Here is a 23,734-nt window from a genome sequence, read left to right as displayed (position 1 = left end):
ACCCCGCGGCCTCAATTCTTATAGTTCGGATGTTTTAATAATGTGCCTTATACGAAACCGGTGCCGCAATCCGACCGAGCGTGATATCTGAATGGCATGAAGCGGCTGCGGGTATTGCGAAAGTGGTTCGGGCGGAAGTTCGGGTATGCGAGGCTGTTGTGCCTTGCGCTCCTGATCTCGCTTGCGGCGCTGCGCATCGCCGATCCGGCTGCGATCGAGGAGCTTCGGGTCCGAACCTTCGATACTTTCCAGCTCATCGAGCCCCGCGTGAAGACCGCCAGGCCGGTCACCATCGTCGATATCGACGAAAAGAGCCTGGCGAAGCTTGGCCAGTGGCCGTGGCCGCGAACGCGGATCGCGGATCTCATCACCAACCTGACCCGTCTCGGCGCCGTTGTGATCGCCTTCGACATCGTGTTCGCGGAGCCCGATCGGCTCAATCCCGGCGTCGCGGCCGATACGATCCGCAATCTCGACGAGGAAACCCGAAACAAATTGCGCGCGCTGCCGAGCAACGATCAGCTTCTCGCCGATGCCATGCGGCGCTCCCGCGTGGTGTTGGGCGTATCGGGACTTCCCTACGTCCTCACTGAATTCGACAATTCGCTGCCGATAACCGGGCTTGCGATGTTGGGCGCAGAGCCTCAGCCGTTCCTGCTGAATTTCCCCGGGCTACTGCGCAACGTCGATGTTCTGGAACAAGCCGCCGCCGGCCGCGGCCTGTTCACGATCAGGACCGAGCGCGACGGCATCGTCCGGCGCGTGCCGATAATGATGCAGGCCCAGGGCGCGACCATGCCGTCCCTGACTTTCGAAATGCTGCGGGTCGCGACCGGTACCGACACGATCTTCACCAAAGCCGACCAGGCCGGCATCAAGAGTATCGCCGTCAAGGGATTCGAGGTGCCGACCGACCGCAACGGCCAGCTTTGGGTCCATTTTGCGCGGCGCGATCCTTCGATCTATGTCTCGGCGGCCGATTTGCTTGAAGGACGCGTTCCCCCAGAGATGATTGCGCGCAAGCTGGTGCTGGTCGGAACGTCGGCGGTGGGGCTTCTCGACGTCAAGACCACGCCGATCGATCCGGTAATGCCCGGTGTCGAAATTCACGCGCAGGTGCTCGAAAGCGCACTGACCCGCAGCGTTCTTTCGCAGCCGAATTACGCCATCGCTATCGAATTTTGCGCCGCGATCGCACTCGGCATTCTGGTGATCGCGTTTGCTCCGCTGTTCGGCCCGGTTACCTTGGTTGTCGTCGGCACCCTGTTCGCAACGCTGTTGATCGGAACCTCCTGGTACTTTTACACCCAGCACCGGCTGCTGATCGATTTTACCTACCCGCTGCTGTCGACCACGTTGATTTATCTGACCCTGATCTTCACCAGCTTTGTCAGGGAGCAGGCGCAACGGCGGCAGATCCGCTCGGCGTTCGGCCAGTACCTGTCGCCCGCGCTGGTCGAGCAGCTCGCGCAGTCGCCGGAAAAGCTCGTGCTCGGCGGCGAGGAGCGCGAGATGACCATCATGTTCTCTGACGTCAGGGGGTTCACCACTATCTCGGAGTCCTACAAGCACGACCCGCAAGGGCTGACCGCGCTGATGAACCGCTTCCTGACGCCGCTGACCAACGCGATCCTGGCGCGCAAGGGCACCATCGACAAATACATGGGCGACGCGATCATGGCGTTCTGGAACGCGCCGCTCGACGACAAGGAGCATCAGCTCAATGCTTGCGAAGCCGCGGTCGACATGCTCGAGCGGATCGATGTGCTCAACAAGCAGCGGGCGCAAGAAGCCCAGGCTGGCGGCCACGCCTACATTCCGCTCAATGTCGGCGTCGGGCTGAACACCGGCGTCTGCGTTGTCGGTAATATGGGGTCCGACCTGCGTTTCGATTATTCGGTGTTGGGCGACAGCGTCAACCTTGCGTCGCGCCTGGAGGGACAATCCAAGGAGTATGGATTTCCGATCATCGTCGGCTCGAAGACCGCGCTCGCGGTCAAGGAGAAGTTCGCGATTCTCGAGCTCGATTTCATCATGGTCAAGGGCAAGAAGGAGCCCGAGGTTATCTATGCCATTGCCGGCCGCGAGGACACCGCACAATCCGCCCGCTTTCAGCGACTGCGCAACCTGACCATCGAGATGCTGGCGTGTTATCGCAGCCGCGACTGGGATGGCGCGCTCGCCGCGATCGAGCGGGGCCGCCGGACCGACGAAGCCCACTCGCTTGAGTTACTCTACAATTTGTATGAGGCGCGAATCCTAGGATATCAGAAAAGTCCACCTCCGGAAACTTGGAACGGCGCCTTCGCGCTGCTGACGAAATAGCTGCAACGAAGGAGAGGTAGCTCCTGGCGTTCAACCTGTGCAGGGCCGATGCCGCCGCCAATGATCGAGTGGACTTCGCACAACTCAGGTGGATAGAGCGTTGCCCTCCGAAGGCAAAGGTCACACGTTCGAATCGTGTCGGGTGCGCCAATTCCTACAACAACTTAGCACACTTTTCGCGGCGCTCCGATTTCGGTGTGTCCGCTGAATGTCCGCGTAACCTGTTCGCACCCCGTTCTTTCGGGGGGCGGCGATGAGCATTCAAGCCGTAGCGTGGGCGTTGGATCAAGATATTCGCGATCCTTATGCCAAGCTACTTCTTATTTCCCTTGGAAATCATGCCGATCACAGTACCGGCTTTTGCTATCCGACGATGAGGCTGATTGGGAAGGAGGCTTCTTGCGACCGCCGAACTGTAATTCGCAAATTGCCCTGGCTCGCCGATTCTAGATACATCCGAATCATTCCCGACAGGCAGGGCAAGCAACGCCTAGCTCATTACTACCAGCTACTTATGCCGGGCTGTGACCCACAGTCACAACCCCCTCCTAAGAAGCAAGGCGGCTTTGCGGCGAAGCAGCGGCCGAAAGTCACAACGGGTTACGACTCTCAAGTCCCAACTAAAGACCTTCAATCACCCGTCACTCCTCCCTTACCCTCCTCGCTTCCGCCGGAGCTACCACAGAAAGGGGCTATCCAAGGGAAGGAAGTGGGCCGCGAAGGGCGGCCCAACGGAGAACGGTCAGAGGTGGTTCAAAATCATCTAGCAAAACGCCTTGGCCTTGGAGACGTTGCTTACGGGTGGGAACTGCTGGGACTGTTATCGGACTCCGAAAGGGATCAACTGACCGCTCAACAGAGAACTGGTCGACTTGACGAGGCTGCATTGCTGAAAGTCCGCCTGCGACTTGAGCACAACAATCGCTGAGGGCGGACATCAAATCAGTAGTCCGAGTTCGGCCGCTGTTCTGCCCCTGGTACATCTCGCAAAATTCCCCACCGATATTCGTCGATCTTTAAGAACGCGGCGTGGGCAACCTGTGGATCGATTCCTTCGGCGACCACGATCAAAATAAAAAGCTGAAACATATGCTTCTCGCGATTGGGCATCGTCCGCCACTCAGCAGCGAGCGCCCCCTCAGTTTTTCCAAATATACTCGTCCAGCGACAATCGCGAATTAGTCCTACGTCAATCCTGCCCGCTGTTGGGTGCCAATCCCACTGTTCAGGAGTCCAGCCAATGACAGCATCCTCCAGCCTCATTCTTTTCTCCCCATGCGCGTTCAAACGGTGCTTAGACCCCTCACGCGCATGCCCAGACATTTCTGCGCGTTATTTCGGCTGGTCGGCTAGCTACCTAGCAGGACCCGGCCGGAAGCCAAAATAGTGCTCAGGAATGGTCCCAGAGGGAGAGGGGAGCAATCGAGGGGTTTCGTGCAGGCGCCTGCACCAAAAGTAAGTGGCCCGATCCTAACGCTGTTGCAGCATTCTCAAACATGTCTAGGCTGCTGGAAAGCAACCGCAGGAGCGAAGTCGAGATTTTTGCGACGCAGGGGTGTTTTATGAAGTATGGCTCCATTGAGTACCAATATGCTGCACCAATTGCTCAGGCGCTGGTAGACGATCCGGATTTTCGGCGGTGGGTATTATCCAAATCCGTATTTGCAGAATTCGTGGATGCCCGCATTCTGAATAAAGAAATTGGCCGGCATAGAAGCAATCCGACTGCAGAATGGTGGAGGTTTCATTTTACAGAAAAATGCCGGTGTGACGGCTGTAGCGGGAAAGAAACTGACATCTTCACAATCTTTGAAAGTGCATCAGGCGTTCGCTTCGCTTTACATTTCGAAATCAAGCAGCCCAAAGACAAATTCAAACAAGATGGTATCCAGTCGAGAGGCTATCCGCTTCGCGCGCAATGCTGGGCGGACAAACCTCCAGCCAAGGTTTTACCTCATCAGCGAGCGTCGACAGGGATTTTCTTCAGTGAGGAAAAGCGGGAGGAATACGAGCCTCATCTGCAGCACTTTAAAACTCTGATCACGTTCGAAGAAATTGAACGAGAATTTCCTCATTTAGCAGTCTGGCATGCAACGTTGAACGGAAATGCAGCAGCCAAATAGAGGCTAGGACTTAGAAGGGATAGCTCAACGCGTCGCATTCAAGCAACGTCCTATCCTCCGTGACCATATTTCTTCCCGTCAATTTGATCTAGAAATTCCAATCGCATGCGAAACTGACCCACGCCTTGAAGCGCGGCCAAGAAAAACCCCCACGCATTTGACAAGAATTGCTCGACGACTTCAGTATCGCTAATCGATCTGCCGTGATGAGTTCGACCGGACCTAGCCGCATAAGCGTCGCGCAGGTTCTGAGCAATTTGCTGCCTTGAATTAGGATCATCAGAAAGCGCAAACGCCAACCGGTCTGCAAGGGCAGCTTGGATTGGTTCGTTATCGCTTCGCAGGGCGAACATCTCGACGGCTGTCATAACTTGAAGAAGCTTGTCATTGGGGTCAAGCTGGTAGCACGCTCTCCCATACACGAGTAGGCTACTCAGCAATCTTTCCTCGTAGTCACAAGTGGGGCCGCACGCCAGCTTTGACAGAATGGAAAGTCCCATCTGGTTCATGAATGCGCAGTGCTGAGCGTCGATCACGAGCTGATGGGTCGCCTCCGCGATGCTCTTTTTCTGTTCGAAAAATTTCGGCGCGAATACGATGCATTCGTCGGTACGGTAAGGGCGAGCGCCTTTCGGCGCGACGTGAGAAGAAAGCGATAGCACCATCGCCGCCGAGGTATAGATTTGAAGCAGGGTCATATAATCTGCTGCTTGCTCTAGAGCCAATTCCCGCGCCCGCGCCGGTTCAGCCGTCAAGTTTAGCCGCATGATGGTTCTGCCCGCCCACTTCGCATGAAGTTTTTCGCGTAGCTTCATCAAACCATCAGCCGGGGCGCCAGTGCATCCGTCTTGAACTATGGCGTCTAGTTCGGCTTTGGAAACCGGAGACAGTGTCGCGGTCGCAAACTTAAATTCACCGTCAACGAATACTTCTTCGATTGGTATCCAGACCGACAGCGATTGCACTCTCTCGTCGACTATCTGCAAAAGCCGATCTGACAAGGAGGGTGTTTGTAATTCTCGGGCCTTGGCCCCGACAAATGACAAAAGCAGCTCTCGTACGGTGTCTCGGCTTAGTATGTTGACGAATTCTTTTCGTGACCAAATGCGCTCGACTGTTCTTTCGGCTTCATTCATTGAAGCGCCGCTCAGTCCGAGCTGTCGGCCTTGGTGAGGAAAAAACTGCGCGCTAAGCCTGCCCGTCGGCTCAGTGATGGATACCGAAATCTCCCCAATGATGTCCTCCCGTCCAAATTTTGTGACCGGGTGATCCGGGTGGAGGGCGCCCGTGCTCCTTGGAAATTCATGGGTTATGTCCCGGACCTGCCCGGCGAGATTTTCGCTCTCGCGGTCAATCCAAGCAGCAAAGTCAGCGTTCAGTTCGATTTTCATCTCTTCTCGCTTCCTAGATCCTACTTGCAGGCAATCGGGAGGCGGCGCGGATTGGAGGCCCGATCCGACGCGCGAGGACAATCCGTACAATCGGTTCATCAAGGAACCGATGGCTTCTTCTTAGACTTCGTTTTGACCTCAGCGTGGACCTTGTTGAACGCCGCATCCAGTTGCTCCAATGCGAGCCGCTTGCTTCTTGCGGCCAAGTGGTCATCCAAAATGACCATGATGATTTGCTGCAGAACCGGAAAGTATCGCTTGCACGTCGCTTCATCGAGCGTGTGTACGCCGGCACTCAACACACCATAAGCAAGCTTATACTTCACTAGAGCCGGCGGTAGTCGATGCTGGAGAGCCTCGATCTTTTGGTCCAGCCGCATGTCATCAAAACCGGTCAGGGCTTCGCCCGCCTTGCGAGCAGCTTCGGCCTCGTCGTGGACCAGCTTTTCAAAGACGCGCCGTAGATAGACAAACGCGCCGGCGCCCACGCCGTGTGCGAACAGACCGAGAGCGGTCTTTAGTTCCTTCAGATATGCCCTCTCCAACACGGGTTCGTAGTTGTCGAGAAGGGGGAATGCCAGCTCGGCAACGGATGGTGATTGCCCGATTTTCTGGAGAACTTGCCGCTTCACCTCAAAGACATAAAGGTACGAGTGCTTTTCATTGCGCTGACAGTACGTCGTGATCGAGAACACCCGATCACTGAGATACGTTTTGTCTTCGACAGGCCGCATGCCGGCGCCGCTGCCGCGCATGACCTTCTCTTTGAAGGTGCTCATCTGCTTACAGTAGACGCAGTGAGCATCAAACTGCTGATCGGGACCAACGATCATCCGTTTGATGTAGCCCCAATCGCCGCCTAGATCGCGCTCGCGGTACAGGCCATCCTCGAGAAACAGCGTTTTGAGCGGCGGCAATTCCTCTTCGTCGTCTTCAATTTCGTCGTCAGCCATGCGAGTCCCCAGCTTCCCAATTTTGGATATAGTATGCGAGCGTCCGTGGTACACTGCAACCTATGAATAATGCAGCGTCGGAGCTAGGAAACTTATCAGCGGCGGCGCGAAAGAAGAAGTTTGGCAAAAAGGGCATGAGCGAAGCAATGCGCGCCCTCTCCAATAAGCGCCACGCGAAACTTGACAAAGAAGCGTAATCAACGCCGAGCGTTCGCATGTGGACAACTCGACTTGGTAGCGAGCGTTCGCATGGCACCTCTGAATGAGTATCGCTCTTGGCTTCGGTGGAACAGGGGCCGCGCAGCGAAATGAACTTTGACAAGTTCGCAGCAGCGAATGGGGAGGCGGCTAGCGCAGCTCGGCTTGTTCACGCTCCTGAGCACTTACGGATCGCACTCGATTTACCGCGTTCTCGCCTTCATCCGCACTTTCCTACAGGAAGTCGGAGACGCCATGGACTACTCCGACTATTTCGGAAGTGAAGCAAAAGCGGCGGAGAGAGAAAACCGCCGCTTTTTCTTATGGGGTCGGACCGGTGGGTTCGCTATAGTGCGTGCCGGCGTCGAATTTGAACTTGGCGTCTATCATTTCGAGATACGCGGGAGCGATCTCCTTGCCGATCGCGCCCAACCCCTCGACCATCCAGCGGAAATGGTCGTCCAACAGCTTCCAGTTCTTGTTCCACGTTTCGTTAGCTGGAGTGCCTTTGCGGCGCATATACGGGACGAGTCGGTGGATCATCCAGTTCGTCTCCGTTGCTCGATTCACAAACATGGGGTCACTGACTTTATTGGGACCGGACGCCAAGCTCACATCCAACTTGTGCTCGACGAGCAGCTTATGAGACTCGCCGAACAGCGTAAAAAGGCCTCTGTGAGCCTCCGTATTGAACATTCCGTCCACTTTGATGAGGAGCTTGATTGTCTCGGGCTTTAGACCGGATTTTGAGCCGATAATCTTTTCACGGATCTGGTTCTCAATAGTGCGCCGGTTCTTTATGGCCTTTTGATTGTCGTCCTCGGTCCACGGTTTGTCTTCCGGCAAACCTTTCCATCCAAAAAGGGTTCCAAAATCCGCCATGTTGTTCGCCGCCGCACAGAGGATAAATGTCTGGTCCTTGATGCTCCGTTGAATGATATACCCCTGCATCGGGTAGGCATTGCTCGCGGCCACATCCGATGCGCGGACGCTCCGGAAGATGGTCAAGTACATCAGTACGCAGGTCGCGTAATTGGCTTCCACTTGCGGCCAACCCTTCGCGTTGTTGAGCTCGATTTGCTCCAACAGTGTCTGCCCAAAGAAATCAAGAAAGCAGTCCGTCAGGATGCGGGAGCCGTGGTAGGTCTCATTGAAAACGGCCCCCATCTTTTGCTCGGCGTCAACGACCGATGCGAAATACTTGCCGCCATACATCCCGTCATGGCCAAATGCCTCGAACAGGAGGGTCTGCCGCCGCTTAATTTCGGCGGTTTTATCTTCGGCTTTTTCCTCTGCCATTTCCTATCCCATCCCCTTTATTTCACCTTCAGGTGGCATGTTACAGTATCCCTATGGTTCAAAGTAAGGATAAGGCGCAGAGCGTTTCGACTTTCGGCGCTTTCCGCGCCTTACTGGCAACCATCGCTTAATCCCGCCCTTACCGGCGGGGTTTTGCGTGTCCGGCTACGCGAGGAGCCGAGCCTCGAAACCGCACCACAATAACAAAAACTGCAATTCAAAATTAGATTTGCAGGAACGTCTGGTAGGTGGCTGAATATCGTTCTATCCAACGAACATTGCTCACAAAGTTACGGCGATGAATATTCCGAACGGAAGGTATATTTCCTACTATCGGGTTAGCACCGCCAAGCAGGGCCGCAGTGGTCTCGGGCTTGATGCACAGCGGCAAGCCGTCACGGCCCATTTAAGGGGTATTCAGCCGATCAGCGAACACGTCGAGATCGAAAGCGGCCGCCGGGCAGACCGCCCGAAGCTTGCCGAGGCGCTCGCCGCTTGCCGGGTCCACAGGGCTGTGCTGGTGATCGCAAAACTTGATCGATTAGCCCGGAATGTTGCTTTCGTGTCGAAATTGATGGAAGCGGGCGTCGAATTTGAAGCCGTCGATTTTCCGCAAGCCAACCGATTGACCATTCATATTCTGGCGGCGGTGGCAGAGCGCCACAAACTCAAGCGCCTTGGTGCATTGCCGCAGCCGCCAAGCCCTTGATCGATTATTGGGAAGGTCGCACGGTTGCTGAAATCACGCGAGAAACTTGCCAACGGTATGTTCTAACGCGAAAACGATCCGCTGGGACGACCCGCAGAGAACTTGGAGTCCTCAGGGCCGCAATAAATCACGCTCATCGAGAAGGCAGACTAACAAGAACCGTCAGCATTGCGCTCCCCCAAAGACCAGAGTCGCGCGACAGGTGGCTCACAAGAAGCGAGGCTGCAAGGCTTCTTAGGGCGGCGCTGCGCGAACCGCGGGTGCGTTTGCATCTGCCGCTTTTCATTTTGTTGGGCCTATACACTGGTCATCGCAAGGAGGCTATTTTGGCCTTGCGGTGGTCTCAGGTCGATCTCGATGCCAGCAGGTTGAATTTCAATTCCGGAGGCGATCGGCGTTCCAACAAAAGGAAGGCTCTTATTCCGATTCCTCGAAAGCTCCATAACCACTTGAAGCGGGCGAGGCAACGGGGATCAGAGCTTGGATTCGTAGGCCACGAAAACGGGCATCGGCTAAAAGATATAAAGGGGGGATTTGCTTCAGCCTGCATGCGGGCTAGTCTCCGCGACGTTACCCCGCACGTGCTACGTCATACATGTGCAACATGGCTGATGATGAAGGGCGTTCCGGTCTGGGAAGCCGCTGGTTGGCTCGGCATGTCGCGCGAAACCCTCGAACGAGTTTACGGTCACCACCATCCGAACTATCTTCTCAGCGCCGAGCAAGCATGCCCGCCAACTCTAGTTCGCTAGCCCGTCCTGCGCCACCCAGCAGTTCTAATAATCACCTATTTTCTCCGAGTTGACCCGCCGCGAGTGAAGAATCCCGGCGAAACGTGGCAGCCCATAGCTCTTTAGCGGTCTCCATTGGGGCGATGTTCAAATTGGCCCACCAGGCGGTCTCGTTGCCGTAGTGATGCAGTTGCAAATGATGGTCACGGCATAACGGTACGGTGAATTCATCGCTGACCTTGCGGCCGAGAGTTCGGGGCTGGGCGAATTTGAGATGATGAGCGTCGCTGGGCGCGCGTTGACAGACAAGACATGGCTGCGACGCGACAAAGGTCAGATGGGTCTTGTTGCGCTGTCGTACCGGTTTGCGCAGCGGCATGACCTTCTGTGCACTCACTTCCATAGAACGAGGGTCGTTCACTGTGGCCGATGATTGAACCGCCTTGGACGCCTCAGCGGCCGATGGAGTATTTGTTGCTGGTGTTGGTCCAGTAGGCTCATCCACAACGGCGGTCTCTGGGGCATCGAGTATGGCTTGATAGGCCGCCTCCACGATGCGCGCGTCCTCGACAGTGAGCCTGTTTTTGGCCGACAGACGCCGGTATGCCCAAAGAGCCAGATCCTCGCCGTCCTTTAGCCTCCCGATCTCTGCCAGCAGTTCGTCGCGCAGCTGTTTCGACGCTTCGTGGTCTAGCACCGGGGGTCGGTGCAGGGTCCCCTCGGAAGGCCTTCTCTGGCTTTGCGACGGAACAGTAGGGAGGTCCGGCAGTTTCGCCGGCGAAGGCTCGATGAGAGGGTCCGGTGCATCAAGATCGTCCTCACCGGCGATGCCGACCAGCGCAAACAGGGCATAGCGTCGGGCATAGGTGAGGGCCGCTCCCATACGATGGGGAGTAGCAGTCTCGCTGATGGCGCAGACCGGCCAGTCCGAGGATATCCATTCCCCGGAGGCATGCGCCAAGAGAGTGGTGAGCTGGATCTGGCCTGAGGCCTGGTCGATGGCGGTGGTCTGCACCGTTGCGATCTCATGCTGGCACAGGCTCTTGCGTACGATATCGAGGCCGCTCGCCAGCGAGGCGTAACGGAAAGTCCGATCGCCCTCGCGGGGAAAGGGCGAGCGGATGGTGGCAACCAGCGATTTCTCGGGGTTGGTGAGTTCGCCCTGCGCCTTGGCCAGCGCCGAGGCGATGGCGCCAATGGATTCACTGGATCGGTGCATGATTCGCCTCCAGATCCATCAAGTCGAAGCTGACTGCCCCGGATTTCGAGCGTTTGGCCCGGATCCCATGCCCGATCGCTTCCTTGGCATCCTCCGGCACCAGTTTTTTCAATTCTGCCTTTGCGACTTCATGCTTCAAAAACACCGGCCGGCTTTCTCGATAGGCGGATGCAAATTCAGCCCATGAACTGGAGGCGCTCATATCGACGATACGGACCGCCTCCAGCCGGGGCCGGGGAGGCTCGACCCCGAACAGGCGAGGAGTTTCCCCGCCCATCACGCAGCTCCAGAACTTCTTCTCCGCGGTCAGCAACAGATGCTGGTACAACGGATCGGCACAGATTGTGAGCTCCACCCATTTGCCGCCGCCGGTGATGATTGACAGTACCGCCGATTTCGAGTTTGCAACCCACATGTTGTGCTGCAGCTGCGCCATATGTTTTTCGGCAGCGGCCTCTTCCGAGAACGTCCAGGGCAGCATGAACTTGGCCTCGAATACCGCCCCTGTGCCCTCCACGAGACCGTCCAGGGTCGCCGCCATCCAGCCGATCACGGGATGCTGGACCCGCCGTTGCACGTCCTTGATGGCGTGGCCGGTGTTGCGCTCGTACCAGCGCCGGTTGAGGTCTTCCGTAACCGTCCCCAGCTGGACGATCAGGTTGCCGGATAGATCTTCCGGCTCGACCTCGCCGCGCTTCTCGCGCCAAAGTCGGACCAACATAGCCTCGTCACCTCCCATGATGATCCGGGCGTCGGAACCGCCGACAAACGAACGGCGATGCAAATGTGTAGACAAAGAGCTTTTAGGCACTACGACTTCTCCATATAGAGGAAGGTATCTTTTCAACTAGATACCAAAAGTATCAAAAAATGCTGAAGTCGTCAATACTAAAAGTATCAATACGGCAAGTTAAGGCGGCACGCGCTCTTTTGGGCTGGTCGCAAGAAGAGTTAGCAGTGGCCGCCGAAGTGTCCCTTCCTACGATAAAGCGTTTGGAAGCTGACGACGGTCCCCTCGGCGGTCGCAGTGAAACAGCTGACAAAATTCGAAAGGCCCTGCAAAGCGCGGGCGTCGAGTTCATCAATGAAAACGGAGGAGGCGCGGGCGTACGTCTAAGCAAGCCCACAAGAAAGAGGACTCGCGAATAGGCGAACTGCGGGTGGAGTGACGGATTTCTACTCCGTGGGTTGCAGGTTCGAATCCTGCTGGGATCGCCAATAAAAACCCTTGGTACTAAAGGGTTTCTTGCATTTTCGTTTTGTTCTTTTGGCAAAAAACCGTGCTGCTACACGCTCCAAGCAGATACTAGCAAAATCAATCTCTTACCAAGGGCTACCAATGGTTCCGAGCAGCACGGAAACAGCATGGCGCCTTCACGTTCCGTTCTAGTTCGAGGTTCCGCTATCTTCGTACAGCCCATCTGGAAACATTTCCTTCAAGGTGCGGCCCTCGCGCAATCCGACCAGCACCTGCGGCCAGCGATCCTCGCCACCGCGCGTGACCTCGAACATGCAGCAGTACATCGCCTTGCCCATCACATCGAACGCCACTTTCTCCGACAGGCCGCGCTGGGTGAGCGCGTACAAGGTGGCCATGGCCTCCCCGCCTTCCAGCAGCTGCGCCTTGAGCGTTGCGGACACGACCTTGATCGTTTGCTGGGCCAGCTGTTGCGGCGTTGGTGGCCGGGCGCCGAAGTCGGTGCCGTGCTTCTCATGGCGCTCGAGCGAGCGATTTATATCGTCCGACTTTTCCTGGTCGGTCATCTCGCTCCAAGGCTTTGTCTTAGGTGTGTCGCTCATCTTACTCTTGCCTCTCCGGGATCAAGACTAGCAGCAAAAACCCGCCGGCGTGAACGGGGCGGCCGGGAATGCCACTGATGCGCGTCCAAGGCGCGCCCCTGCCGTTCAGGACATCGGCGGAAGCTGAACCAGGCATCTCGTCATCTGAGCGGCGGGAGCGTCGCGCGCCATTCGTGCGAGCAATCGTTGGCATTCGGCACGGCTGCGGATCGAATAGGTGAGACCATCCGCCCATCCCTCAGGAATATCGAGCCCGTACCGCAGGCGAACGGTCGGCGCCGCCGCATGTGCGACCGTCGCTACGGTCAGTAGCATGATTAGAAATATACCTCTCACGATATTCCCCCAGTCGAATCGAATCCCGCCTGCACGCACTCTGCACACAGGCGGGGAATCTTTCACCGGCTTTCCGCGAAGCGCGCGACGTGCGCCGCTCGGGGATCGCCGCTTCGTCTCAACCGGAATAAAAAGGAAAGCAAACTGCGCGATCCTTTTGCCTTATTGCAGGGTTCGCACACGATCGCGCGATTCGCCGGGTCTGCCAGCGTGAACCCTTTGCTTCGAGGGCGGATATGGTCGCGGGTCGGGCTTCTCTTATCCGCCGTCATTGGCTCGCCGCAGTAGGGACATGGCGAGCCAACAGCGGCCCGTAGGATTGATCTCAACGCCCGATCAAGCCTGGATGGTCGCGCGCTGTAGCGCTTCCAATAGAATGCGATGAAGGTAGTAGAAAAAATCTCCGCTCTCGGCGTCGTCGCTGGCGTCTTGCAAGCTATCCGGCCAGAGATAGCCAGCCTCGGCATGTTCGATTGCATAGGCAAGCAGCGCGGCGGCCCCAGCCAAGGACAAATTGTCCACCGACACCAATTCGCCGGCGATCTCGTCCGTCTTCTGCGACAGCTCTACCCATTCCTTGGTGTAGGCGATCCACCGCGGATCGTCCGTTTTAACTATGTCCAACTCCCGACCGAAAGAACTGCTTTTACTTTTTGCGGCCGGAATATCCGCCAACTGCTCCTCACGCCTGCAATGCGCGTCAAGGTCTTTCGTCGCCTGTTTGTGCGCGTCGATCAGCGCGAAGATCGGTTCTGGTGCTTTAGCGGCCGCAGAAGGGCTGGACCTGAGGGCGGCAGCAGGAAGAGCTACGCCGGCGGCAGCAGTTGCGAACAAATTCATGGCGGTTCTCCTTGTTAGGATGGACCTGCCCCGAGAATCGCCCGTGAGGGATTCGTGAGTCGTTTTCATGGCTCACGCCTCCACCAGTTCGGGGGAGACAGCGGCGCCGCCGATCAGTCCGGTCTGCGGGATGACCGGGATGGCGAATTCGTCGCCCAGGTCGCGGCCGGCCTGCCAGAAAATGCGGCGAAGCTTCCAGCAGCGAACGAGCGAATATAGGGGAACGGTGGTAGGATATTCGGTAGCTCGTGACATGAACTGAACCTCATGTTTGCGGGTTAGGCCCGTTTCGGTGTGTCCAGCACCGTTGCGGGCCGCTTGCTTTTCAAGCCTGTATAACATATATGCCCTATATGCGGTTGTCAATACCGCATATGCGTTATAGCAGGAGCTTGAATTTGCCCCGTCCGGAGCTCTACCCCGTCAAAAAGGTCGTTGGTTTCGACCGGGACATGCTGGATGCCATCGAAAAGTGGCGCTCTAAGCAGAAACCTATTCCAAACGTGTCAGACGCCATCCGTCACCTGCTCGAGCTCGGCCTCAAGGTCAAGACGACAACGAGGCCCGTCAGTAAGCCCGGTCGGAGATTGCGCGCTCAGGAGCTCGCCACAAAGGCGATCGAAAAGATTATCGATCCCTCCGCGCCACCGGAGGAACGTACCCAGCGCAGACGTCGGCTCACCAAGGGGCCTCCGGAGTTTCGTGAGGCTCGCGTTGATCAGCCGAAGGCGAAGGGGAAATGATGGAACGACGGCGCGTTGACACTTGGACAGAAGCAGACGATGAAAGGCTGCGGTCATTAGCAGTCGCCGGGATGAATTCTCGAGAGATCGCAATGGAGCTAAACCGCTCCGTATTCGCCGTCCGAGCGAGGTCCGCAAACCTTGGGGTTTCGCTAAAGCAGGTGATGGTCAAGCGGCGCCCGTAGCCGAAGGCGAATGGGAAATGAGCGAACTGGAGCAAGGCGAGTCTTCGCAATGGCTTTGGTTTTGGGCGGCACTGCTCGCGATGACTGTCATTTCGTTGGTCGTTAGTTTCCCGCGATAGGGCCGATTCGGGCGGTCTTTTTGTTTGGGGTTGTGAGCTAGTTCACATTCCCGGCGCAAGCGCTGGGCTAAAAGCATCTGGCCGGACATTGCCCCACGCCCGGAATGCCCTGGCAGAGCCGTCAAGCGATCATATCCCGCTTGGCGGCTCTGTTCATTCAACCCAACGCTCCGCCCTTCCCCAACCGTCGATCCATGATCCAAGCCCTCACGGGCGGCTTTCGTGCGCTTTCGCCCTTGCGCGCGCGTCCTGGTTGCGGGAATCCTTCGGAGCAGGGGGCGTCGTTTGATGGCGGCGTGGAAGCCGAAATATCCGGATCCGCCAAGCTCAAGCAGCTTGTGGTCTCGCCTTAGGCGCATGAAATCGCGCATGGCCCGGGCCGTTACTCAACATGCCAAAGTGGCGATACCATCGGCGTTAATCGGTGCGGCGCTGTGTTGGACGCTTCTGAGCTTTATCCCATGGCATCCGCTGCAGGTTCTTAAGCATGTCGCAGCCTTTCCGAATTGCTCCGCCGCCCGCGCGGTAGGCGTTGCACCGTCATATCCAGGTCGACCGGGCTATTGGTCTAAGCACGATGCGGATAATGACGGCATCTCTTGCGAGATTTGGCCACGAGGCTGATGGGAGAACGCCAGCGGCCGCGGCACCTCACCAGTGAGCCCTCACGGGGCTTTCGCGCGCCTGGACTTGCGCGCTCGCTCAAGTTGCTGGATGATTTGCCCAATTTGGGGGCGGCAGGTCATGAAACATAACTTCACAGCCGTTTTGGCTGTCTGCATTTTCTGCGGCAGTTTTGCAGGCACTCTACTGTGGATCAGCAAAAGCGAGCCCGCTGATCCGACGGTGCAAGCCGCAATTACGCCGCTGTACTTTCCAATCCCCCCGGTTGCCACTCCTGCGGCGGCGAAGGAGAAAGCGACGGTGGCTCCGAGTGTTCAGCCAACTCCAAACCTTGAGGAAGATAACCAGCAGAGAAAAAGCCTTGTTCTCCGTGAAATTGCAATATCTCCGATCGGAGAGCGGATGTACTTGCCAGAAGCATCCATGGTCTCGCGGTTCCAAACATACGATCGACAAGAAACTAAGCCATACGTTGCACGAGCTGTGCAATTTGCGCCGCGAGGAAAGCAACAAGTATCAATCAACAATCGAAGCTTGTACGACATCCGAGACTTGGAAATTGAATGTTTCCTACTTTCCGAAACCGGAGTACCGCTCGTGAAGCGCACCGAAAAGCTCGCCTTCTTCTTTGTGAGCGGCAAACCAAAGACCGTAGACCTGAATGGAATTCCGGCTCGTGCTGACGTCGTCGCGCTTTCGTGTGTCGCTAAGAATTTCGAATTTGTTGCCACACCCCCAGGCTGATTTTTTTCAATCAATCTGCGTCCCTGCCGCGCGAATAGGGGCCGCTGGCTCTCGACGCCTCTTGCTGGCGGTCCCCGTCCTCGCGCGCCAAAAGTTCCAGACATTCCCAAGCCTCACTTGGTTTTGATCAGCGATCGACAAGGATCGATTCAATTACAAATGACTTGTTCAAACGTCGCGTAGGGTTGGTTGTGAGTCGCATCACCACCACAATTGGAATTGCGCGGCAGGGGCCGCCGGTTATTTTCACGCTTCGCTGGCGGTCCCACCATCGCGCGTCACGGCCCCGGTGTAGTCGGTCTTCGGCTTTCGCTTTCGGACATATGCCCTGCGCTCTTTCGGAGGAGGTGGCGGCGGCTCCATGGTCTTCAGAAGTTTATTGTTCAAAGCCATGAACAAGTAGTGCGAAAGCGACGTCTCCTTAAACAGGTCTAGCCCGCGCATGGTGTCGACGATCTCGAGCAACCGAAGAGAATCGAAAGCCTCGATCCAGGCGAGCCCCTTGTCAGTCCATTTCGGGTGAGCAGACATAACGGACGACACGGCGCTGATGATTGGCTCGATCAGCGCGCCCTGATTGCCTTCTGACTCCGTGATGGTTCGGATCAAGAGCGTGACGTGCCCTGCTCCTGATCTCTCCAGTAGTCTCTGCAACCTGGCGCGGGCCGGTTCATCGATAGGCGGCGCCTCGAGATCCAAAAGCAGTTGATTCAGCTTCTCGGCCGCCGCCCGCTCTCTTTCGACCCGATCGTGCGTGTGGACTATCGTGAATGCCAGCGGCTCAGGAAGGCCAGCTGGCGCGTCCGTGGCCGGCGTGGACTTTCGGGCACGCTTGGCCGGAAATGCCACCGCGGCTGCGTTGTGAGCAACGGCGGCCTGCATTATAATCCCTCCCTTGCCCCGCACGCGCCGCAACTCTGGCACCGTGCGCACGTTGGCTCCAGTCGCCTCAGTGGACTGCCTGCGCGTCTCGCTGGGCGTCCTACTTTGCGCGACAGGGGCCGCCGGCTTTGACTCTTTCGCCGGCGGTCCCACTGCCGCGCGTTACGTCGGCCCCGGCGTGTAGTCGGTTACTGTGCCGGTCTTGGTGAAGTCGCCGCCGGTGCCCTGGTTCACGATGAAGTCTTCGGCGCTGCCGCTGAACAAATAGGTCTGCGTTCCAAATTCCGCTGCGGCAACGGATGGCGCGACCGGCCTGCCGCCTGCGGTTATGAACTTGGCAATGTGAACGGTTGGATCGATGCATTGCCCAACCCATATTTGCACGTCACCCATTTTGATGCCGCCGGCATTCTTGCTGATCCTATTTCCAGTCCGTTCAATGCAATGTCCCATGCCTGTCTGGAAATCGTGATGGAGCTTGGACTCGGCGATCCGTTGTCGCCGCATAAATCATATCCGCCCAATGGCGGGTCGTTCGTAAATGGAGTGTTCCAGCCACCTCCGTTGCCGCCCATTACGAGGGGGAGCACGGCGCCCCTTGTGGGCACGGCGACCGTGGTATAGGGATTCCCACCATTAGCGTAAGGGATATCGATTGTGGTTGGCGTGATATCTACGCCATTGAGCCTCAGATAAAGTAGTTGAGTTGAATTAATTGTTGGGACATTCGTGAGAGTGTCTTCGCCTTCAACAAAAGAAGTCGTCACACTTGCTGTTGCTGACACGTCCGCGGCGACGAAAATATGCTGCCACGTATCAGCGAGGAAATTTCCGCCAAACTGAGATATTTTTTGCTCGGGAAAATCTGTTGTCGCGGTTGCTAACACGGATGAAGGCGCTGGATAACCCACCACGCGCCCGCGCTTGGGCCAATGGGGCTGCAAGCCTGTGCGATCGGGTGAAAGATTTTGGGTCCCTTGAACCCGACAAGAGCCGGTGGGTTGGCGCGACCGCTAGCTTCGAGCATATCCGGGATTTCAGGAAATTGAGTTTCGTTTCAAGTTTCGACTTCCTAAATATCGAAGGCCAAAGTGAAACTGAGGGGTCGACAATTCCAACGCCTATTGCGGAATTGACTGGCTATTCCTGCCGCAAAGGCGCTGTCTGATCCATACGGTGACAGCCCCTCTTAATTTCAAGTTTGTCGACCATCTTCGGCCTCCGTGCTCCAAATGCAGTAGGCCATTGATATTGACCCGCTTCGAACTTGAGGAGCCGGGTTTCGGTCTTCGCGTCTACTATTGTGCGGCCTGCGAAGCGAATGAGACCATCATCGCGCCTGTCTGAATTGGAAGAAAGCATCGAGCACAAGCCGGATTGGGAGAGCGAACCATGAGCGGAGGCTGGCGAGAGCTTATCGGGCACTACAAGTGCGGGTGCGGGGCCATCTATAGAAAGACTTTCACCACAACACCCTTTGACACAGACGACGCCGACTGTGAGGTTTGCGGCGAGCGGATGGATGGCTGGTACAATACGACTGGCTTCCGCTCCTTCGAACTGATTAGCAGGCCAGGCGCCCAAACGCTCTAGGGGGCGTGGTAGGCTTGGCGAAGATCCGGAGAGGCTAAGCCGGAGTAGGCCGCCTCAGTTGGCGGCCTGTTCGACCTGGCCGACGACATGCGCAAGACGATTGCGACTAAAAAGCGCGCCGGGCACAGTATGTCAGTCACTGGACAGACCATTCTTTGAAAGCTGAAATATGGTCACCCCATCCGTCGGGGGGTTTTCGGGTGGCAGAATAAATTTAGTCGCTATCTCGACATTCACGGCGCATGGTCCCCAAATCACCGCCCGCCATCGGCTTTCATCGGTGACAGAGAGTGTTGCGCTCCCGCCTGAAGCAAGGTGGAATGCAATGACAGATTACCCAGCCGCAATCCGACTGTCCGCAATTGAGCAACTTCGCTGCCCAAAATGCCGAGCGCGCATGAAGCTTGCGCGCGTCTCGTCGGGGCCTATCGGATTTGAACTTCGCACGTTCGACTGCTCCAAATGCGATCACGTCGAACAAATCGCCATCCCGTTGGATGATCGGATGAAATCCGACGCTGTTGGCTGGTTCACTGGTGAACTACGTCCGCCGAAGTAAGGCCACCTCAGTGGGCTAAGCTTATGGGCCGCGCGATGCAACAGGCGCACCTTGCTCAAGCCGAGCGACACATCGCTAGCGGTCGCCGCTATATTGAGAGGCAAGAGCAGATCATTGCTGACCTAGAGCGTGACGGGTGCGACATCACCATTGCATTGGACCTGCTTACGACCTTTCGCCACATGCAAGATCAAAACGTTGCGCAACGCGACCGCATTCTCAAAGAGCTAGAGCAGTAAGGCCGCCTCAGTTGGCGGCCTCTTTCATTTCAAGCCGGGTTATTTAGATCGGGTCGCTACCCCAACAATCAACTATCTTTCGCGCGCAAGTAGTAGCAACCTGCGACCAGCCGGGCCGAAGCGATCCGGCCAATTGGAGTAAACCAATGAAAAGCCTAACCGCCGTTTTGCTGCTCGCATTAGTTGCTTCGTCTACGCATACGCCAGCTTCTAGCCAAGTTTGGAACAATACGAGCGGCAAAACTAACGTCCACAATCCCAGCAAGTCGTGCAGCGCTTACGCAAATGCTTGCGTTAAGGCAAATGCCGGTGCAGCTGCCAAGTGCCAGTCGGCACGCGCAAGCTGCATGGAAACCGGCACGTTTGCAGGAGTGCAGGGCCAATCGTTTTCGGGTCTGGCGAAACAGTAGTGCCGTCGTCTTGTAAGACATTCTTCATGGATTACTTAGGAATTTGGCATATCTTGATTGAATGGTCGAAACTCGGATCGCACCTCGCTACCGCGTCTTGAAAGCCGCAAAGATTGAGTGCGGCGGTGCCACTATTGATTGCACGGTCCGCGACCTATCGACTACCGGAGGTGCCCAGCAAAATGGGGATCCCTGCAAAGTTCACATTAGTTGTGCCGGGCGATGGATTGCATCTGCCCTGCCATGTCGTTTGGCGTAAAGAATTTCGGATCGGCGTGGCTTTCGATTAGGCCGCCTCGGTTGGCGGCCTCGTTCGTTTCGGCGCGGAAGCGGAACGATGCCGATGGCCGCAGGCAATAGAATCCACGACCGGCGCGGGCCGCGCCCGCCCGTATTCGCCACGTGGCTTGCGATCAAATCTCGCGGCCCGCTCTGTGCGCGCTGGTGCAACTTTGCGACCTTCCTTGCCGACGTCGGCCCGCCACCGTCGTGGCGGCACCTGCTCATCCGCGACGATACCAGCGGCGAGTTTAGGCCGGGCAATGCCCGATGGCGAATTGCGGCGAGGTATCGACGGTCGCGATCACCATGACTTAGACTGCCGAGTAGGCTTTCTCTATGGCGCGTTCCCTTGCTGCCGGATCATGGTCCGACAGACGTGGTCCAAATGGGCGTGCGGTTTGGTTACCTCAGCCGCACGCCTTCAATTCATTTCGGAAGGGTCTCAGTTTGATTGATCTCGCCGGTGGCGATCTTAGCGATCAATGATCGCGTTGCCGATGGCGTCGGCTGGACGCTTCTCGCCTTTAGGGCCGCGTGGCATTTGCTTGTCCCTCCGGTACGATTACAAGGTAAGCGCTGGCTACGTTATTGCTATGCGGAAGCCTTGCACTATGAACCACCTTATGCACACGGAGGTGAAGGTCACCGTCCAAATCGGGAAGTCGAACGAGGTCTCCGACGCGGGGCTCAAATTCAAATGTCAGTTCTCGAATCTCTGGGTGACCTTGGACAATCACCCTGTAGGTCTCACTCATCATCGCTCCAGTGCTTTCCGCTAAGTTCAATAATCCGCTGTTTGAGAGTCTTGTTAGGGTCTTCCTCTGGTCGTGCTTCGTAATATAAAGCCCTTGCGAGTGCCTCAATGCTTTCCGGCTCGTGAACCAGAGGTGCAAGCGATTCGAGCGCCTTCAGCCCGGGCCGCAAAGTTTGGCGGAATCGACGGCCAACTAATTGCACGGCCTTAACTTCTATGAGTTTGGTTGAAGCACCATCGGTAAAGTTTTCGATCTCACGGCGCAACGCCGATAGTCGATAGTGAAATTCCATCAAAACCTGTGTCGCGCTTCCCAACAAAGCAAGTTGCTCTGCCGTCGCAAGATAGATCACTGGAACGGAAGGTGTGAACCTGCGCAGCCTCGCTACATCCATTTCATCAGGTCTAACGGGCCCCTGCCAAAAGGCCTTCCACGGTCTTTCGGAGTCGAAACAGCATCTCGCTACAAGGTGAGTCAATTCTGCGTATAGAATTCGCGCAAGATCAGTTTTCTGTAGTTCCCGCTTGTCTGCTTCAGCTTTTGTTTGCGCATCGATCTGTCGCTTAACGGCGAACCAAGCGAACGTCGCCGCGATCAGAGTCATGGCACCAGCAACAACGTTCCCCGCAAACCCTATCCAGTCGGACGACTTAATAGCGTCTCCAGTCGCAATCGACCCCGGAATCATCACAACGATTACGCAACCAAGTATCAAGCCGAGCGATATCAGCCACAACGGACTAAGGCCGGGGAGATTGTGCTTTTCCATTCGAGCAACCTGCCGTGTCCCCGGTCCTTTGTCGAGGAAGACCCCGCAGTTTTCTGCGCCCTTTTTGACATCGACCGTCTAACCGGAGTCTGGGGATAGCATTCCGCCGTCTATATCGCCAAGTTGCAGTTCCGGTATGATGCCCGCTTAACGCAGACATTTTCGGAACGGCGATTGAGGCCACCTGAGAGATTCAAATGAAAAAGCCAGCCGCGAATCCGACTGAGCAAAAATGTCCGGCATGCAACGGCACCGGGTTTGCCGTGGTAACGCAGCCAGCGCAGCCCAACCGCAAAATCTATCCTCCGCCGTGCAAGGAATGCGGTGGTAAGGGGCGGATAACAGAGGCGGCCAACTGAGGCCCTTAATTTAAGGAGCGGAACAGGCCGGATTGCGAGATCATTTTGGCTTACGTTCCAGTCGGATTATCAAGCGTGCTCCGCTCCGAAGCTCTATGTCGTGACCATCAACTAGCTGCTTTGCCCACTCGATTGCGTCGGGATCGTTATCGCAGGAGAACGCTCGGGAGTTGATGAAATGCCCGTCGTCGCCGATGGTGTACACACGGTAATCTGCCATTCCCACTTTCCACCCGACTCTTTTTGGTCCGTGGTGGTATTCCAATTCCTCTTCATGAAATCAATGCGGCGTCTGGTCCCGGACTCAGATTCAATTTAGGCCGCTCCATGCTGGCGAAACCGCCGAACAGAAACCGTGCGCTGGAATATCTCGCGGCATCGGGCGCGGTGCCGATCACCATCATTGAGCGCGATGGCGTTTGCTCAATCCGCGCTGGCGGCAAACCCGACAGGCTGTCGGATTTGGTGTCGACGGTATGGCTCTCGATCAGCGTTTTACCGGCCATCGTTTTAAACACGTCAATTGAGGGAATGTGACGCTGCCACAGACGTAGCTTTGCGTCGGCGACGCGGCAACGGTCCTAACGGAAGCGGCGGCGCGTCCTTGAAGTTCGATGGACCACTTGCAAATTCGATCGGCAGCATGCCAGCGAAATTGCGCTGGTTCAACCATAGATAAACACGCATGGCGAGCCAGGCATCCTCGAGGGCACCGTGCAGCTTGCCGTTTCGGGCAGCGCCGATTTTCTGACAAACGGCATCCAACGAACAGCTTCCTCCGAAGCCTCGCTGACGATAGGTACTCATCGTGCAAAGACCGGGAATGGCAATGGGCCGCCGCGCCGCCCGGTCCATCTCGCGGTTATAAAATCCTAGGTCAAACTCGGCATTGTGGGCGACCACCAGGTCGGCAGAGTTGAAAAAGCTCTCAATGGTCTCAGCGTAGGCGCCGAAGCCATCCTGATGTCGTAAAACCCAATCCGAATAGCCGTGCACCGCTTCTGCCCTGGGGTGGCTTTTCTTGCCCGGATCGAAGATCAGATGCAGATAGGCCAATGAGGCCGTGCCGGTCGCCAGAAGGTCTGTATCCAGCAGTTTCACGCCGGCCAATGTGACGACACGATCTTTCTCATTCAGGCCAGTTGTTTCGACGTCCAAAAATGCGATGCATTTCGGGATGCCGGTTGCAATGACCGGCGCTGGCAAAGTGCGCGGTCGTACTGTTTCGATCGGCTTCCATTCCGTCTGACTCGGCCGCCGCGGTTCGGGAGACGCGGGTTCGACTTGCGACGTAGCGGCTTCCGTCGGCCGCTCGACAATAGGCGGCGCCGACGAAGGCTCGGTTTCTTTCTCTAAGCGATCATGCGAGGTTTCGACTGATCTATCCGATCGAACGAAGCAAGTCCCGATCAGGAACGCGACACACGCTACCGCCGCGCCAAAAGCCATAGAGATGGCGAATTCCATGATGCCCCCACCAAGAGAGGCTATGACATCAATACCCGACTGGAAATGGAAAATGTTAAGAAAAAACCCGGCCGGCGTGA

At 56.7% G+C, this 23,734-nt stretch carries 28 protein-coding genes, 1 tRNA gene and 1 pseudogene; 15 read left to right on the top strand and 15 right to left on the bottom strand.

Annotated features, from left to right (window positions below):
- Positions 1–96 precede the first annotated feature (96 nt).
- From N554_RS0134185 to N554_RS39385, 3 genes are all read left to right on the top strand, one after another.
- Entirely contained in the window at positions 97–2,325 is a 2,229-nt protein-coding gene (locus N554_RS0134185) for a CHASE2 domain-containing protein (RefSeq protein WP_029587555.1), read from the top strand.
- 77 nt (positions 2,326–2,402) lie between these two features.
- Positions 2,403–2,475 (top strand) — tRNA-Arg (locus N554_RS0134180).
- A gap of 103 nt (positions 2,476–2,578) precedes the next feature.
- Entirely contained in the window at positions 2,579–3,253 is a 675-nt protein-coding gene (locus N554_RS39385) for a helix-turn-helix domain-containing protein (RefSeq protein WP_081851557.1), read from the top strand.
- Between the two features lie 14 nt (positions 3,254–3,267).
- On the opposite strand, the gene N554_RS0134175 is transcribed toward N554_RS39385, so the two are convergent.
- Positions 3,268–3,588, bottom strand: coding sequence for a hypothetical protein (locus tag N554_RS0134175; protein WP_036055064.1), 321 nt, complete (start codon positions 3,586–3,588; stop codon positions 3,268–3,270).
- 233 nt (positions 3,589–3,821) lie between these two features.
- Between N554_RS0134175 and N554_RS0134170 the strand changes: the two genes are divergently transcribed.
- A complete protein-coding gene (locus tag N554_RS0134170; RefSeq protein WP_029587553.1) occupies positions 3,822–4,448 on the top strand; it encodes a hypothetical protein in 627 nt (208 codons plus the stop codon).
- Positions 4,449–4,498: 50 nt separating this feature from the next.
- Here the strand turns inward: N554_RS0134170 and N554_RS0134165 are convergent, their stop codons facing one another.
- The 3 genes from N554_RS0134165 to N554_RS0134150 all read right to left on the bottom strand — a co-directional run bounded on the left by N554_RS0134165 (position 4,499) and on the right by N554_RS0134150 (position 8,289).
- Positions 4,499–5,839 carry a hypothetical protein gene (locus tag N554_RS0134165; RefSeq protein WP_029587552.1) on the bottom strand — a complete coding sequence of 447 codons (1,341 nt, stop codon included), beginning with the start codon at positions 5,837–5,839 and terminating at the stop codon, positions 4,499–4,501.
- A gap of 98 nt (positions 5,840–5,937) precedes the next feature.
- Entirely contained in the window at positions 5,938–6,792 is an 855-nt protein-coding gene (locus N554_RS37715) for a hypothetical protein (RefSeq protein ID WP_051677864.1), read from the bottom strand.
- 519 nt (positions 6,793–7,311) lie between these two features.
- Complete coding sequence (locus tag N554_RS0134150) at positions 7,312–8,289, bottom strand: hypothetical protein (RefSeq protein WP_029587550.1); 978 nt, start codon at positions 8,287–8,289, stop codon at positions 7,312–7,314.
- Positions 8,290–8,587: 298 nt separating this feature from the next.
- Here N554_RS0134150 and N554_RS0134145 point away from each other — a divergent pair, with 298 nt between their 5' ends.
- Positions 8,588–8,998, top strand: coding sequence for a recombinase family protein (locus N554_RS0134145; RefSeq protein ID WP_371259552.1), 411 nt, complete (start codon positions 8,588–8,590; stop codon positions 8,996–8,998).
- Positions 8,995–9,750 carry a tyrosine-type recombinase/integrase gene (locus N554_RS43290; protein WP_197033837.1) on the top strand — a complete coding sequence of 252 codons (756 nt, stop codon included), beginning with the start codon at positions 8,995–8,997 and terminating at the stop codon, positions 9,748–9,750. Before N554_RS0134145 ends, N554_RS43290 begins: the two co-directional genes overlap by 4 nt.
- 31 nt (positions 9,751–9,781) lie before the next feature.
- On the opposite strand, the gene N554_RS0134140 is transcribed toward N554_RS43290, so the two are convergent.
- A complete protein-coding gene (locus N554_RS0134140; protein WP_036055060.1) occupies positions 9,782–10,948 on the bottom strand; it encodes an ERF family protein in 1,167 nt (388 codons plus the stop codon).
- Positions 10,932–11,759, bottom strand: a complete 828-nt coding sequence (locus tag N554_RS0134135) for a YqaJ viral recombinase family protein (protein WP_029587547.1) — start codon at positions 11,757–11,759, stop codon at positions 10,932–10,934. The genes N554_RS0134140 and N554_RS0134135 overlap by 17 nt, the downstream gene beginning before the upstream one ends.
- 59 nt (positions 11,760–11,818) lie before the next feature.
- Between N554_RS0134135 and N554_RS39375 the strand changes: the two genes are divergently transcribed.
- The gene (locus tag N554_RS39375; RefSeq protein ID WP_036055056.1) at positions 11,819–12,097 is read left to right on the top strand and encodes a helix-turn-helix domain-containing protein; all 279 of its coding nucleotides are present in this window, start codon (positions 11,819–11,821) and stop codon (positions 12,095–12,097) included.
- A 237-nt stretch (positions 12,098–12,334) separates the two neighbouring features.
- Here the strand turns inward: N554_RS39375 and N554_RS0134130 are convergent, their stop codons facing one another.
- The 5 genes from N554_RS0134130 to N554_RS0134110 form a co-directional block, all read right to left on the bottom strand.
- Positions 12,335–12,748: a hypothetical protein gene (locus N554_RS0134130; protein WP_156042268.1), complete on the bottom strand. Its 414-nt coding sequence runs from the start codon at positions 12,746–12,748 to the stop codon at positions 12,335–12,337.
- Between the two features lie 105 nt (positions 12,749–12,853).
- A complete protein-coding gene (locus tag N554_RS0134125) occupies positions 12,854–13,063 on the bottom strand; it encodes a hypothetical protein (RefSeq protein ID WP_029587545.1) in 210 nt (69 codons plus the stop codon).
- Between the two features lie 83 nt (positions 13,064–13,146).
- A complete protein-coding gene (locus tag N554_RS43285; protein ID WP_036055053.1) occupies positions 13,147–13,413 on the bottom strand; it encodes an HNH endonuclease in 267 nt (88 codons plus the stop codon).
- A 7-nt stretch (positions 13,414–13,420) separates the two neighbouring features.
- Positions 13,421–13,924, bottom strand: a complete 504-nt coding sequence (locus N554_RS41420) for a hypothetical protein (RefSeq protein WP_029587544.1) — start codon at positions 13,922–13,924, stop codon at positions 13,421–13,423.
- 72 nt (positions 13,925–13,996) lie between these two features.
- On the bottom strand, positions 13,997–14,179 hold the full coding sequence (locus N554_RS0134110) for a hypothetical protein (protein WP_156042267.1): 183 nt from the start codon (positions 14,177–14,179) through the stop codon (positions 13,997–13,999).
- Positions 14,180–14,376: 197 nt separating this feature from the next.
- On the opposite strand from N554_RS0134110, the gene N554_RS0134105 reads away from it, so the two are divergent.
- The 3 genes from N554_RS0134105 (at position 14,377) to N554_RS0134095 (ending at position 16,339) form a co-directional block, all read left to right on the top strand.
- Complete coding sequence (locus N554_RS0134105; protein WP_156042266.1) at positions 14,377–14,667, top strand: hypothetical protein; 291 nt, start codon at positions 14,377–14,379, stop codon at positions 14,665–14,667.
- 592 nt (positions 14,668–15,259) lie between these two features.
- Complete coding sequence (locus N554_RS39365; protein WP_081851554.1) at positions 15,260–15,595, top strand: excalibur calcium-binding domain-containing protein; 336 nt, start codon at positions 15,260–15,262, stop codon at positions 15,593–15,595.
- A 120-nt stretch (positions 15,596–15,715) separates the two neighbouring features.
- The gene (locus N554_RS0134095) at positions 15,716–16,339 is read left to right on the top strand and encodes a hypothetical protein (protein ID WP_029587540.1); all 624 of its coding nucleotides are present in this window, start codon (positions 15,716–15,718) and stop codon (positions 16,337–16,339) included.
- Positions 16,340–16,585: 246 nt separating this feature from the next.
- Here N554_RS0134095 and N554_RS0134090 read toward each other — a convergent pair whose 3' ends face one another.
- Positions 16,586–17,221: a hypothetical protein gene (locus N554_RS0134090; RefSeq protein ID WP_029587539.1), complete on the bottom strand. Its 636-nt coding sequence runs from the start codon at positions 17,219–17,221 to the stop codon at positions 16,586–16,588.
- Positions 17,222–17,383: 162 nt separating this feature from the next.
- Positions 17,384–17,728: a hypothetical protein gene (locus N554_RS0134085; RefSeq protein ID WP_029587538.1), complete on the bottom strand. Its 345-nt coding sequence runs from the start codon at positions 17,726–17,728 to the stop codon at positions 17,384–17,386.
- Positions 17,729–17,990: 262 nt separating this feature from the next.
- Between N554_RS0134085 and N554_RS40720 the strand changes: the two genes are divergently transcribed.
- The 3 genes and pseudogenes from N554_RS40720 (at position 17,991) to N554_RS42585 (ending at position 20,312) form a co-directional block, all read left to right on the top strand.
- Complete coding sequence (locus N554_RS40720; protein ID WP_156042265.1) at positions 17,991–18,389, top strand: hypothetical protein; 399 nt, start codon at positions 17,991–17,993, stop codon at positions 18,387–18,389.
- A gap of 1,007 nt (positions 18,390–19,396) precedes the next feature.
- Positions 19,397–19,612: a hypothetical protein gene (locus tag N554_RS0134060; protein ID WP_029587535.1), complete on the top strand. Its 216-nt coding sequence runs from the start codon at positions 19,397–19,399 to the stop codon at positions 19,610–19,612.
- Between the two features lie 471 nt (positions 19,613–20,083).
- Positions 20,084–20,312, top strand: a pseudogene (locus tag N554_RS42585) (PilZ domain-containing protein).
- A gap of 739 nt (positions 20,313–21,051) precedes the next feature.
- Here the strand turns inward: N554_RS42585 and N554_RS0134055 are convergent.
- A complete protein-coding gene (locus N554_RS0134055; RefSeq protein WP_029587534.1) occupies positions 21,052–21,828 on the bottom strand; it encodes a hypothetical protein in 777 nt (258 codons plus the stop codon).
- A 197-nt stretch (positions 21,829–22,025) separates the two neighbouring features.
- Here N554_RS0134055 and N554_RS43280 point away from each other — a divergent pair, with 197 nt between their 5' ends.
- Both N554_RS43280 and N554_RS40715 read left to right on the top strand, forming a co-directional pair.
- Positions 22,026–22,187, top strand: a complete 162-nt coding sequence (locus N554_RS43280; protein WP_371259551.1) for a zinc finger domain-containing protein — start codon at positions 22,026–22,028, stop codon at positions 22,185–22,187.
- A gap of 327 nt (positions 22,188–22,514) precedes the next feature.
- The gene (locus N554_RS40715) at positions 22,515–22,724 is read left to right on the top strand and encodes a hypothetical protein (RefSeq protein ID WP_156042264.1); all 210 of its coding nucleotides are present in this window, start codon (positions 22,515–22,517) and stop codon (positions 22,722–22,724) included.
- Here the strand turns inward: N554_RS40715 and N554_RS0134040 are convergent.
- Positions 22,707–23,654 (bottom strand): 3'-5' exonuclease, encoded by a 948-nt coding sequence (locus N554_RS0134040; RefSeq protein ID WP_156042263.1) that lies wholly within the window; start codon positions 23,652–23,654, stop codon positions 22,707–22,709. The genes N554_RS40715 and N554_RS0134040 overlap by 18 nt on opposite strands.
- Positions 23,655–23,734 lie beyond the last annotated feature (80 nt).

This window comes from Bradyrhizobium sp. URHD0069 (assembly GCF_000701345.1).
Lineage (GTDB): Bacteria > Pseudomonadota > Alphaproteobacteria > Rhizobiales > Xanthobacteraceae > Bradyrhizobium.
The sequence above is the reverse complement of the archived record's forward strand: the minus strand, read 5'-3'. Positions and strand labels throughout refer to the sequence as shown.

Bases quoted from the DNA above. Each gene is read 5' to 3' on its own strand.
- N554_RS0134090 (WP_029587539.1), bottom strand. From the start codon at position 17,221: ATGCAGGCCGCCGTTGCTCACAACGCAGCCGCGGTGGCATTTCCGGCC.
- N554_RS0134060 (WP_029587535.1), top strand. From the start codon at position 19,397: ATGGGCCGCGCGATGCAACAGGCGCACCTTGCTCAAGCCGAGCGACAC.
- N554_RS0134145 (WP_371259552.1), top strand. From the start codon at position 8,588: ATGAATATTCCGAACGGAAGGTATATTTCCTACTATCGGGTTAGCACC.
- N554_RS0134110 (WP_156042267.1), bottom strand. From the start codon at position 14,179: ATGTCACGAGCTACCGAATATCCTACCACCGTTCCCCTATATTCGCTC.
- N554_RS0134175 (WP_036055064.1), bottom strand. From the start codon at position 3,588: ATGAGGCTGGAGGATGCTGTCATTGGCTGGACTCCTGAACAGTGGGAT.
- N554_RS0134130 (WP_156042268.1), bottom strand. From the start codon at position 12,748: ATGAGCGACACACCTAAGACAAAGCCTTGGAGCGAGATGACCGACCAG.
- N554_RS0134055 (WP_029587534.1), bottom strand. From the start codon at position 21,828: ATGGAAAAGCACAATCTCCCCGGCCTTAGTCCGTTGTGGCTGATATCG.
- N554_RS40715 (WP_156042264.1), top strand. From the start codon at position 22,515: ATGCTGGCGAAACCGCCGAACAGAAACCGTGCGCTGGAATATCTCGCG.
- N554_RS0134185 (WP_029587555.1), top strand. From the start codon at position 97: ATGAAGCGGCTGCGGGTATTGCGAAAGTGGTTCGGGCGGAAGTTCGGG.
- N554_RS39365 (WP_081851554.1), top strand. From the start codon at position 15,260: ATGGCGGCGTGGAAGCCGAAATATCCGGATCCGCCAAGCTCAAGCAGC.
- N554_RS43280 (WP_371259551.1), top strand. From the start codon at position 22,026: ATGAAAAAGCCAGCCGCGAATCCGACTGAGCAAAAATGTCCGGCATGC.
- N554_RS0134165 (WP_029587552.1), bottom strand. From the start codon at position 5,839: ATGAAAATCGAACTGAACGCTGACTTTGCTGCTTGGATTGACCGCGAG.
- N554_RS0134040 (WP_156042263.1), bottom strand. From the start codon at position 23,654: ATGGAATTCGCCATCTCTATGGCTTTTGGCGCGGCGGTAGCGTGTGTC.
- N554_RS41420 (WP_029587544.1), bottom strand. From the start codon at position 13,924: ATGAATTTGTTCGCAACTGCTGCCGCCGGCGTAGCTCTTCCTGCTGCC.
- N554_RS0134105 (WP_156042266.1), top strand. From the start codon at position 14,377: ATGCTGGATGCCATCGAAAAGTGGCGCTCTAAGCAGAAACCTATTCCA.
- N554_RS0134150 (WP_029587550.1), bottom strand. From the start codon at position 8,289: ATGGCAGAGGAAAAAGCCGAAGATAAAACCGCCGAAATTAAGCGGCGG.
- N554_RS0134170 (WP_029587553.1), top strand. From the start codon at position 3,822: ATGTCTAGGCTGCTGGAAAGCAACCGCAGGAGCGAAGTCGAGATTTTT.
- N554_RS39375 (WP_036055056.1), top strand. From the start codon at position 11,819: ATGCTGAAGTCGTCAATACTAAAAGTATCAATACGGCAAGTTAAGGCG.
- N554_RS0134125 (WP_029587545.1), bottom strand. From the start codon at position 13,063: ATGCTACTGACCGTAGCGACGGTCGCACATGCGGCGGCGCCGACCGTT.
- N554_RS37715 (WP_051677864.1), bottom strand. From the start codon at position 6,792: ATGGCTGACGACGAAATTGAAGACGACGAAGAGGAATTGCCGCCGCTC.
- N554_RS0134085 (WP_029587538.1), bottom strand. From the start codon at position 17,728: ATGCGGCGACAACGGATCGCCGAGTCCAAGCTCCATCACGATTTCCAG.
- N554_RS0134095 (WP_029587540.1), top strand. From the start codon at position 15,716: ATGAAACATAACTTCACAGCCGTTTTGGCTGTCTGCATTTTCTGCGGC.
- N554_RS0134140 (WP_036055060.1), bottom strand. From the start codon at position 10,948: ATGCACCGATCCAGTGAATCCATTGGCGCCATCGCCTCGGCGCTGGCC.
- N554_RS39385 (WP_081851557.1), top strand. From the start codon at position 2,579: ATGAGCATTCAAGCCGTAGCGTGGGCGTTGGATCAAGATATTCGCGAT.